Annotated in this window: 10 protein-coding genes; 2 read left to right on the forward strand and 8 right to left on the reverse strand. The window is 40.9% G+C overall.

Going from position 1 to position 10921, the window contains the following annotated elements; genetic code table 11:
• Position 1 precedes the first annotated feature (1 nt).
• Both BR02_RS0105350 and mobA read right to left on the reverse strand, forming a co-directional pair.
• A complete protein-coding gene (locus BR02_RS0105350; RefSeq protein ID WP_238442408.1) occupies positions 2-502 on the reverse strand; it encodes a YqeG family HAD IIIA-type phosphatase in 501 nt (166 codons plus the stop codon).
• A 4-nt stretch (positions 503-506) separates the two neighbouring features.
• A complete protein-coding gene (mobA, locus tag BR02_RS0105355; protein WP_031514934.1) occupies positions 507-1106 on the reverse strand; it encodes a molybdenum cofactor guanylyltransferase in 600 nt (199 codons plus the stop codon).
• 165 nt (positions 1107-1271) lie between these two features.
• On the opposite strand from mobA, the gene BR02_RS0105360 reads away from it, so the two are divergent.
• Together BR02_RS0105360 and BR02_RS0105365 are read left to right on the forward strand one after the other, a co-directional pair.
• Positions 1272-2381, forward strand: coding sequence for an iron-containing alcohol dehydrogenase family protein (locus tag BR02_RS0105360; protein ID WP_031514936.1), 1110 nt, complete (start codon positions 1272-1274; stop codon positions 2379-2381).
• 100 nt (positions 2382-2481) lie between these two features.
• Positions 2482-3888 carry an MFS transporter gene (locus BR02_RS0105365; protein WP_034638890.1) on the forward strand — a complete coding sequence of 469 codons (1407 nt, stop codon included), beginning with the start codon at positions 2482-2484 and terminating at the stop codon, positions 3886-3888.
• Between the two features lie 450 nt (positions 3889-4338).
• On the opposite strand, the gene BR02_RS0105370 is transcribed toward BR02_RS0105365, so the two are convergent.
• The 6 genes from BR02_RS0105370 to BR02_RS0105395 form a co-directional block, all read right to left on the reverse strand.
• The gene (locus BR02_RS0105370; RefSeq protein ID WP_031514940.1) at positions 4339-5685 is read right to left on the reverse strand and encodes a glycosyltransferase family 2 protein; all 1347 of its coding nucleotides are present in this window, start codon (positions 5683-5685) and stop codon (positions 4339-4341) included.
• 411 nt (positions 5686-6096) lie between these two features.
• Positions 6097-6912 carry a polysaccharide deacetylase family protein gene (locus BR02_RS0105375; RefSeq protein ID WP_169738573.1) on the reverse strand — a complete coding sequence of 272 codons (816 nt, stop codon included), beginning with the start codon at positions 6910-6912 and terminating at the stop codon, positions 6097-6099.
• Positions 6913-7014: 102 nt separating this feature from the next.
• Positions 7015-8256 (reverse strand): glycosyltransferase, encoded by a 1242-nt coding sequence (locus tag BR02_RS0105380; protein WP_034638891.1) that lies wholly within the window; start codon positions 8254-8256, stop codon positions 7015-7017.
• Between the two features lie 23 nt (positions 8257-8279).
• Entirely contained in the window at positions 8280-8810 is a 531-nt protein-coding gene (locus BR02_RS0105385) for a hypothetical protein (protein ID WP_031514946.1), read from the reverse strand.
• Positions 8811-9087: 277 nt separating this feature from the next.
• Positions 9088-9879, reverse strand: a complete 792-nt coding sequence (gene arsM / locus BR02_RS14360; RefSeq protein WP_157834925.1) for an arsenite methyltransferase — start codon at positions 9877-9879, stop codon at positions 9088-9090.
• Positions 9880-9949: 70 nt separating this feature from the next.
• On the reverse strand, positions 9950-10252 hold the full coding sequence (locus BR02_RS0105395; protein ID WP_031514948.1) for an ArsR/SmtB family transcription factor: 303 nt from the start codon (positions 10250-10252) through the stop codon (positions 9950-9952).
• Positions 10253-10921: the final 669 nt, after the last annotated feature.

Consider the following 10921-nt stretch of genomic DNA (forward strand, 5'->3'; position numbering starts at 1 on the left):
CTCATTTTATTAACTGATGCCTAATGCGGCGCAGCACCAACTTTTCCAGTTGCCGGTTAATTCGGGTGCCGATAAACTCCCTTTTATTTATGGGCATCACTAAAATTGTATAGAGGCCCAGTCGATTGGCCCCTAAAACATCGGTGAATATTTGGTCTCCCACCATGGCCGTCTCTTCGGGGCGCACATCCATCATTTGTACTGCCCGAAGAAATGCCCTTCTCAGGGGCTTAGCTGCCTTATGTATGGCCTGTATTTGCAATATGCCCGCCATTTGGGCCACCCTGTCCTTGCTATTATTGCTGACGATGCAGACTTTAAAGCCCTGTTCTTTTAAGTTGGCAAACCAAGCCACCGTTTCATCGGGCATGTCATTGCTGCCCCAGGGTATAATGGTGTTATCCAAATCAAAAATAAGTGCTTTGATGCCCCTTTGCTTAAGCTGTTCAATATCTATGTTTTGAAGGGCGCTAACATACATATCGGGATAAAAAATACGCAACTTATTATGCCTCCTGCTTCTTTGCTTTGATTTTTTTAGCCAGCGCCAGCTCTTTAGGCGTATTGACGTTATAAAATACCAGCTCTAAATTAGCCACCTTACTGATTTCTTCTTCGTTGACATATTTTACCCGCACTGAGGAAAAAAAGTCAATCACACGCCTTTTACCCTGAAGGATACACCTTTCAATATGAGGAACACATGATGTGGAGTAAACGGCAAACAGTGGCTCATGGTAGCCATCAACCACCGGAATAATCACCTGATAATCATCGGCAAAGCTAATTAAATACCGGGCTAAACCGGCTTCAATAAAAGGCATGTCGCAAGCCACCACCAGCACTGCCCGGTGCCCTGCATGTACCAGTGCCGAATGTATGCCCGAAAGGGGTCCCATGCCGGGATAAATATCTTTGGCCAGCCTTACCCCCAGCCCCTTGTATTCTTCCGGCTTGTTGGTAATAAGCAAAATATCGTCACTTACTTTTTTTAGCTCATCCATTGTGTGATCGATAATGCGGCAGCTGCGCACCTCTAAAAAGGCTTTGTTTGTACCCATGCGGGAGCTTTTTCCCCCCGCCAGTATTGCGGCCGATGCTTTCAAACCGTCACCCCCGGTGTTCGGATTTACTTGATGTTATTACACAATACACTGGCAATATCCTTCGATTTTTATTAAATTTTTTATTGCACTGAAGCTTTGTTGGTGCTATGCACCATTTATGTTAAACTATAGTTATACACAGACTAGTCAAGGAGGTTTTACATAATGCAGCTTTCCTTTTACTGTCCCACTAAAGTATTTTTTGAACAAGAGTGTGTAGATAAATACAGTGCTGAAATGAGTAAATTTGGCAAAAAAGCCTTAATTGTAACCGGGGGTAATTCATCGAAAAAAAACGGCTCACTAAAGGATATGGTGGATGCTTTAGATAAAGAAGGCATTGACCACCGGGTATTTGACCAGGTGGAGCAAAACCCTTCGGTGAATACCGTTTACCAGGGCGCAAGGCTGGCCCGGCAAATGAAGGCCGACTTTATTGTGGGTATCGGCGGCGGTTCACCCTTAGATGCCGCAAAGGCAGTGGCTGTACTGGCAGTGAATGACATCGAAGAAGACCAATTACTGACTAAAAGGTGGGTTAAGTCTGCCCTGCCGGTGGTGGCGGTGCCCACCACCGCAGGCACAGGCAGCGAAGTAACCCCCTACTCCATACTTACTGTGGATAAGGAAGAAACTAAAAAATCCATCGCAGGGGACGATCTCTTTCCGGTAATTGCATATATGGATGCCCGCTATATGCTTAATTTACCCTGGTATGTTACGGCCAACACAGCAGTGGATGCTTTAAGTCACAGTATTGAGGGGTTTATCAATAATCGGGCCACCCTTATTTCCGACTTGCTGGCCCTGGAGAGTATCACTATCATCGGTCGGGTGTTAAAAAACATCGACCTCAATAACATATCGCTGGATGAGCGTGCAGAACTGCTTTATGCCTCTATGCTTGCCGGTATGGTAATATCCCAAACAGCCACCAATATGGTACATGCCATGGGCTACCCGCTAACCTACTACAAAAACCTACCCCATGGTTTAGCCAACGGAGTAACCCTGAAAGCAGCCTTGGAATTTTTGGGCCAAGGCAGCCCAGACAAGGTGGCCCGGGTGGTAAGGGCAATGGACTGCCAAAACCTGGATGAGGTGGGTCGCTTATTGGCAAAGGTGCTGCCCCAGGTGAGTATTAAGCTAAGTGAATCGGAGCAGCAGTTATTCGTAGAAAAAACAATGCAGGCTAAAAACATAGCCAACTGTCCTATCTCACCACAGGAAAAAGATATTTATAATATATTTAAAAGCAGTGGCTTAACGGAGTAGCAGCATTACCGGGCAACTGACTATATGAAGTTTTCTGCATCCTTGGAAATTATCGCAATTCCCAAGGGTTCTTTTTTGTGTCGGAAAAGGAGTAGAAGATTTGCAGACAGAAAAAACTTATTCAAAATGGTTGGTACTCTTTAATGTGGGATTAGGAACTTTAATGTCAACCTTAAGTGCCGGAGTTACCAATACGGCCTTACCGTTTATTGCAGCCGAGTTTGAAGTCCAACTGGAAATAACCCAGTGGGTAGTATCTGCATATATGTTAGTAATTGCCTCTTTACTACCCATTTTTGGCAAGATTGCAGATGTTTCAGGCAGAAAAAAAATTTACAGCACCGGACTGCTTATTTTTTCAATCGGTTCCATTCTCTGTGGCTTTGCCACCTCTGCCTTGATGCTTATTCTTTTTAGAGTTATTCAAGCTTTGGGTTCTGCCATGACCATGGCTAACACCCTGGCAATTGTTGCCTCTGTGTTCCCAGAAAACGAAAGGGGTAAGGCCATGGGAATTTCCAATACCGTTGTGGCAGTTGGCACCCTTGCCGGCCCCGGTATCGGAGGGTTATTAATAGACCTATTCGGCTGGCGTTCAGTATTCTGGTTTGTGGTTCCCTTTGGTATAGCGGCTTATATTATCTCTTTTAAGATACTTCCCGAACTAAAATCGGAAAAAGCTGAAGCTGAAATTAAATTTGACGGAACCGGCGCCTTGTTTTTTACCCTTGCCATGTTGCTCTTTATATTGGGGGTTTCCAATGCCAATGAGTATTCCTGGAACAAGTATGTAATTGCTGCAATTATCTTATCTGTAGTTTTTGCAGTGTTATTTGTTTTTAATGAAAAAAGACATGCCAGCCCCCTGATAGACCTATCCCTTTTTCAAAACAGAATGTTGGTTGGCGGTATTTTAGCTAACTTTTTCTCCTTTGTGGGATTAATCAGCATTAACTTTCTCATGCCCTTTTATTTACAAGAAGTACTGGTTCTTTCGGCCTCCGAGATGGGAATAATGCTTACAGCAATACCTTTGGCAATGGGCATTACCGCCCCCTTTGCCGGAAGAATATCAGACAGGATTCAGCCGGTATACATTGCCACCTTTGGGCTTGTGGTAAGCTTACTGGGGCAGCTTTCACTCCTCGGTTTGGGATTATACAGTCTTAAGGCAGATATTTACTTAAGGCTTTTTATTGTGGGTGTTGGGAGGGGAATTTTTCAGGCACCCAACAACAGTGCCATCATGGGTTCAGTGGCTGAGCATAGATTTGGGGTGGTAGGCAGTTTAATTTCACTGGCCCGCAATGTGGCAAGCGTACTGGGTATAGCCCTGACAGTGGCCATATTTAGCAATGTTTATGCTGCCAAACTGGCCTCCCGGGAGATTTCTTCCACCCTTGTGGAAAGGCAGATATTTATAGAAAGTTTCCAAGTGGTGATGGCTATAACCAGTATATTGCTAGTTTGTGGGATCATTGCCTCATTATTCAGAAATAAAAAGTAATAACAAATGTGGTAATTATCACCAAAATTATTGTCATACTGTAATTGTTTCTGTTATAATATAAGTGTACTAAAATCAAGACCATTAGAGTCAAGATCATAGTACCAAGCTCTTCCTCCCAAACTGCTTTTAAGAGGAAGAGCGATGTTTTTTATCAAGATAGGCAGAGATCTTAGCCGGGTCAACAAAAAATACAAACATTAATAACAGGGTGTTGTCCTTAATTAATAGGGACAGCACCCTGTTTTGCTATCTTATCCGCCGGTTGCTGCAGAAAAACTGAAAACTCAGCGATTATTGTTCTTTATGTGAAAAAAGGGGAATCGTCCTTACTGTGCCATGGTTCTTCTTGGTACAGCGCTACGGTAAGCGACCAGCCTGGTAGAAGAAAAGTCTGCAAATTAGCAGAATATAATTTTCACGGCCAGTACTGCCAGGCTGAAATTACCATTACTTCCAAACACGCTTCAAAAGAAATAGCTCCTGAATATAACCCCATACCGACATAGGGCTCATTAACATTTGATAAATTAGTACGTATAAAATAAACCCTAAAAAATTTTTGCGAATTCTTAATTCTAGTTTCCTAAATACATAGCGTTGATAATTATAAAGAATGTAATTTAGCACTAGAGCCAACGGCAGAACAAATAATGTCATCGGTCCTACAATCCAGAAAATCCCAAATAAAGCCAGTATTAATCCAGGCATCCAACAAAATGTAAAAACGATGTCCAAAAAAGGCATAACCAAATTAATACCTGTTAAGTAGCGTACATATTTTATTGGATGCTGCCATGGTTTGACGATTTTTAAAGCCTCAATCATGCCCCTTGCCCAGCGGCTCCTTTGCCTGGCCAAGTGCCTCAGCGTGATGGGTACCTCTGTAAAAGCCACAGCCAGTGGCTCAAAATATACCTTCAACCCATTTTTTAAAAAGTTCCAAGTCAAAACAATGTCTTCCCCAATGGCATTGGGCCAGCCATCCACAAGCTTTAATGCATCTACCTTGTAAATGGAAAAAGCCCCTTGGGCGACTAGGGTCCCCTGGTATAAACCTTGCATTCGCTTTATACTGGCAATGCCTAAAAAATAATCCCATTCTTGAAGCCGGGCTAATAAATTTTGTCTACTATTCCTTACTAATACGGCACCCGCCACGGCACATACGTTTTCCGGGGCCGATTTAATACGTGAAACAATGTAACGAACAGCCGATCTATGTAACAGGGTATCTGCATCCAGCGTAATGGCATAGTCAGTTTTAATATAACCCAAAGCCTTATTTAGGGCATTATATTTGCCAGGGTTTTCTTCATAAAGAACTTTAAGATCCAAACCCAGCCGTTCCCCTGCCCTTTGGTCCACAATGGATGTTTTATCCGAAGAAGCATTGTCAACCACAATAACCTGAATTTCACCTATATAATCTTGATTTTTGACATAGCATAAAGTGTTCGCTATTACTTTTTCTTCATTCATACAGGCAATAACTATTGTAACCGGCTCGTTAGGACTCAATGTTTTATATGGTGGTTGACGGTCTAATAGCAAGCTTACTACAATAAAAGCATTAATATATCCGGGAATGTAGCCTATGCCGGCAATGACTAAAATGGCAAGCGGCATGCTAATTATTTGACTCAGATCATTTAACCAGGGAAGTGAAATTATAATAGAAAAAATCATCCATACCAAAGCAAAGGAATGTCCAATCCAAAACTTTTTATCTACACTTATATATCTTTTTTCACTACCTGTTTTCGTTTCCGGTACACCTATTTTTGGTACTGGCATTGTTCCTTCTCCTTCTACTTCGGACTAGCCCCTAATTCCAAAAGCACTATTTTTAATGAATACATTGGTAGAATATTTAGATAATTAATAAGGTAATACAACAATCATTTAGCCCGTTAGTTAATAAAACCGCACAGGTAAATAAATAACCTGCACGGTGGGTTGGTACTACTGACTCCATATAGCTCAAGTAGCCAAATACAAACTGTACCTCATCGTTCCCGAAAAAAATATAAAATAAAAATTGCTACTTGATGTAATTCTACTAAATATGTCAATATCCTCTTGATTTGCTTATTTTTCATCATATCGACATAACCTTTTTAGGCATCTAAAGTATTCCGATATCTTCCCGAACCTGCTTTAATTTCTTCCTCGCTCATTTATGTTTTTAGAATATCATTTCCATAACTACATACTATTTTGGACTGCACCTTTATTATGGTGCTCCAGTACCCAGCCTTCTACCTTGGGCCAGCTTTGCGCTGTAACCATTACCCGCCCGATAAAAGAACGACTGCTGCCCGGTCTATTCACCTTTGCACTTAATGTAAAATTATTAGGTATCCCATGGGATATAATAATTTCATTGGTTCGAGATGTACCAAAACCGTACGGATAAGCACACCATTTCACTTCTGTGCCTAGCTTCTTTTCTAGCAATTCAATTCCTTTTTTGGTATCTTCCTCAAAAAGAATTGCCTTTTCTGGGTGATTAAAAACCGGCATTACAGCTACCGGATCGTAATAATGAAGGTCATAGGTATGTAGACCCACCGTACAAAGACCGCCGTCCATCATCTCCATAACCTGCTCCCATGAACACATGGTAAAACCTTCCCATCTTTCATTAGCCTGACCGGGAATAAAGAAAAGTAAGAAAGGTATTTGTTTATCCTTAAGCACCGGAAAAGCATGCTTGTATAGGCTGAGATCACCGTCATCGAAAGTAACCAGTGCAAGCTTACCGGAAAAATGCTTCTTACCAACCAGATAATCTTCTGCCTCTTGGGGCGTCAAGAAACGCACTCCTTGCTCCTGTAGAAAATCCAATTGAGAAGCAAAATCTTCTTTGCTAACGGTGTAAAGGGAGAATTCCGATTCAGTTGGATCTACCAAGCGGCCCCAATTTAGCACTGTGTTAGGCAATACTCTATGGTAGCAGAGAACTACCAAGCCATCCCCCTCCAATTTATGTTCAGCTTGAGTTGCTTGTTCTTTAGGCATAGGAGAACAGCCAAGATAGCTTGTAAGTATTAATACCAACAACAAAAAACCACATGCGCGCCTCAATCAAAACCCTTCCTTTCGGAGAAGCCCTAAACAATACTAAGCACCTAAAGTCCTCCGCTCAGGGCTTTCCCATTTACCGGCATGCTCAAGTTTGCCAAAAATGCCCTTTGGTGCTGTCCACACTATGGTTAATGCACCGACAACAAAGAAAAAGAAAATATACACGGGAACCCAGAAAAAAGACCGGTACAGTGTGGGATCGTAACGTCTATTAATGAATATGGATGTTGCCATTTGGACAATACAGGCAATGGAGATAAGGGCCCCAAGCCAGGCCGGAATCGGGCTAACCCCCATTGGTGCTAATTCAAATAGATATGTGGTAACCCAAAAGACTGATCCCAATACAAATACAAAGGACCAGAAAAAACTCAAAACCGTCTCCAGGTAGGCTGGATAGAGATAGCGGTACCTAAGGTCTTTAAATATACCTTTATGTGTACGCAAAAGGTGCCAGCCTCCTAAGGCCCAGCGTTTCCTTTGCTTCCAGTATTCCTTGACCGTGGCCGGACACTGGATAAAAGCTATTGCCTGCGGCATAAACCAAACTTCATAGAAATGGCGCTGCATACGCCAAGTAATATCAATATCTTCAGTGGCAGTATAGGGCGAAAAGCCGCCCACTTCTTTCAGCACCTCTGTCCTATAGGCAGCGGCACAGCCGGATACGGTAAACACACGTCCAACAACCCTTTGAGCACGTTTAATCAAGCTAATGATGGACGAAAACTCTGCAGTTTGTATTTTTTCAAGAAGATTATTACGTTTAAGGGCAAAAGGATTGCCAGTAACTGCGCCCAGCCTCGGCTGGGTACAAAATGGGGCAACAAGGTATTTTAGTGCTGAAGGGGTAAGTAGGGTATCGGCATCAATTACTACTGTTATTGAGCTTGTCACAGTGTCCAGGCCGTAATTCAAAGCCCGGGCCTTACCGCCGTTTTCTTCAAGATTTATAAGGTGAAAATTTTTATTATGGCGCATCATACCTTCTATAATTGCTGCTGTATCGTCGGTGGAAGCATCATTAATAAATACCACTTTATAATTGGGATAGGATAGAATCATTAAGCTAGTGCAAGTGGCAGCAATACTGGCCGACTCGTTGTAGCAAGGCACAAGAATAGTCACAGGCGGCCAATGATCGGGCCAGTTGCTTCTTTCTTTATCTGGGTCCCTTTCCCGACGCCACCAGTAATAAAGCCCTAAAACGACCCATACTACACTTATATAAAAAGGATAAATAAAAACATACCAACTAAGAAAACCGTATACTGTCATTTGAACCCCTTCTATCTTCTTTTCTATTCCTTGATAGTCTCTAATAATTGTTTTGTCAAATAAACCACAAAGATGCCATAAAGCCCGCGGGCAGTTATTCTATCAATGATTTCCGGAGTGATAACTTCCCCCTTCATCAATACCACCCTTCCTTTATCATCCTTAAAGTCTTCTTGTACATTTATACCGATAATAGGGTTTTGATGGGGATCATTCGATTCCATTATTAAAGGCAAAACCTTGCGCCTATTGTTTTTATAATAACGCCGCTTATGATAACCGGCCCATAACAAGGCGCTGCAACCCAGTAGAACCGCCCATAAAAGTGTGATTAAGCCAATTCTAATAAGAGAAGCCACAGCATCGGGCACAAAGAGTTCCTGCCACCATAGACGGGCCAGCATATACCAGCCGATGGCTGCCAATAACCAGACGACGGCAAAAACAAGCACAGCCCATGTCCCTAGGGTTGCACTAATTTCTAATCCACGGGCGATTATCCCTTTGTGGATTTTGGCATCACTTTCGTTAGTTTTTGGCACCATATTTGACATATTATCTATCCTTCTTAATCATATATTTCTTTCTAGGGATGTTCAGAAAATGGAATGTCCATTTTTCTGTAGTTGTAAAGTCCAACAACCTTTCTTTAATAACCAATTGATTACATTATATCAAATATTTTCCAATTTGTATTATGAAATAGGCGAAATTATTCGTCTTGCTTATTAATAAAAAACCCCTCAGCCCCTTAAGAGCTTGCTTGCTCCCAAGGTTTGCTGAGGGGTAAAAAAAAGCCCCATGAAAGGTTTAAGTTTTTATAGTAAACTATTACAATTTCGTTGCCTTTATTGAAGCAGACATAATATACTCACCAACTCTTAAATTATGTGCCCATTTTTTAGCATATTCCTCAGGTACTTCTTTAGTTTCAATATTGATGTTACTAAAACCGGCTTTCTTTAAATACATTTTTATCTCTTCAACTGAAGAGGCACCGGCAACTCAACCACAATAAAGTTTTTCATCTTGCTTCATTTCTTCTGACAGGTCTTTAATTAGGACTACATCAGAAATAGCAACTCTACCACCTTTTACCAATACCCTGTATGCCTCATTATATACCCTTTGTTTATTAGGGGATAAGTTTATTACGCAATTTGAGATAATTACATCTGCTGTGTTATCAGCTACCGGAAGATTTTCAATTTCTCCTAATCTAAAATCTACATTCGTATAATTGTGTTTCTTTGCCAAAAACCTTGACTTACTCACCATTTCAGGAGTCATATCTACTCCAATTACATATCCCTTGGGCCCTACCTTTTTTGATGCCAAGAAACAATCAAATCCTCCTCCACTTCCAAGGTCAATTACTGTTTCACCTTCTTTTATCTCTGCAATAAGTTGAGGATTTCCACAACCTAGCCCCATGTTAGCTCCTTCTGGTACATTTAAGATTTCTTCATCAGAATACCCAATTTCTTTTGATACTTTTTGGGTAGAACCTTTAATTTCAATACTACCGCTACAACATCCTCCACCGTTTGCCGTGCTGTCGGCTATTTTACCATAACTTACACGGACAATATTTCTAATATCAGTTTTATTTATATCACCCATAGGTTCCACTCCTTAAATTATTTATTAAAGAACCGATCCCTTTCCTTTTTCCAATAGACCTTCTAAGCATTTATTTGAATATTTCTGGGCATTCTAGGTTTAAAGTAATATCATTAAAAAATTTATTTAGTACTACAAGACTATCCTTGTTAATAGTATATTTCATCCAAACCCCATCACGCCTACCATTGACAAGGCCACTTTCGCTTAAAATTTTCATGTGGTATGAAAGAGTCGGCTGTTTAATGTTAAATTCATCTAAAATTTTACAAGCACAAAGCTCACCCTGAGAAAGCATATGAAATATCTTAACCCTTGTTTCGTCTGAGAGAGCTTTCATAAGCAATGCATAATCCCTGTATTTATTTTCCACCTTGGCACCTTCCTTAGTAAATCAATACATATAGATAACTATCTATATATATTGTATTCCTAGATATAGATAGTTGTCAATGTATAACTTGTTTTATGATAAAAAACCCTGGCAAATATCGACAATATGCATCAAAATATCTCAAAATTCGGGAATCTGAATAATTGTCAGCTATAAGACGGATATTTATTATGTTAACCATTAATATGATAGATGTGCCTTTTATATCAATAATATGAATATGCCGCTTAGCGCTAAAGTACAAAGCACCTTTTTAATTGATGTTGTCGACATACATCACAGATCAAAATTGTGTAGTTTAAGGAGGAATTAAAGTGGCTTCTAAGCCTGCTGTGAAAAGCAGTGGATGGTTAGACCTAATTAAAAAAGAAGACTGGTGGGCCGTATGGCTCGGACTAGGCTTGGTGTCACTTGCCTCTTTATCCTCTTCCTAACCTGAAGAGTTTTTTCAAATTAACCCGGTTAGACAATGTTTCCTATACCCCGACATTTTGCTATAATTTTTGCAAAATGCTTCGGGGTGATTTTTGTGGTCGTTTATCATGACTTTAAAATCGATTTAGAAGAATATGCCCGTTTGGGAAAGGAAAACAATTTTCCTTCTTTTGATAGATGTCCCTGTTGTAAGGGCATGGTTCGCCTTTATCG

This window comes from Desulfofalx alkaliphila DSM 12257 (genome assembly GCF_000711975.1).
Lineage (GTDB): Bacteria > Bacillota > Desulfotomaculia > Desulfotomaculales > Desulfohalotomaculaceae > Desulfofalx > Desulfofalx alkaliphila.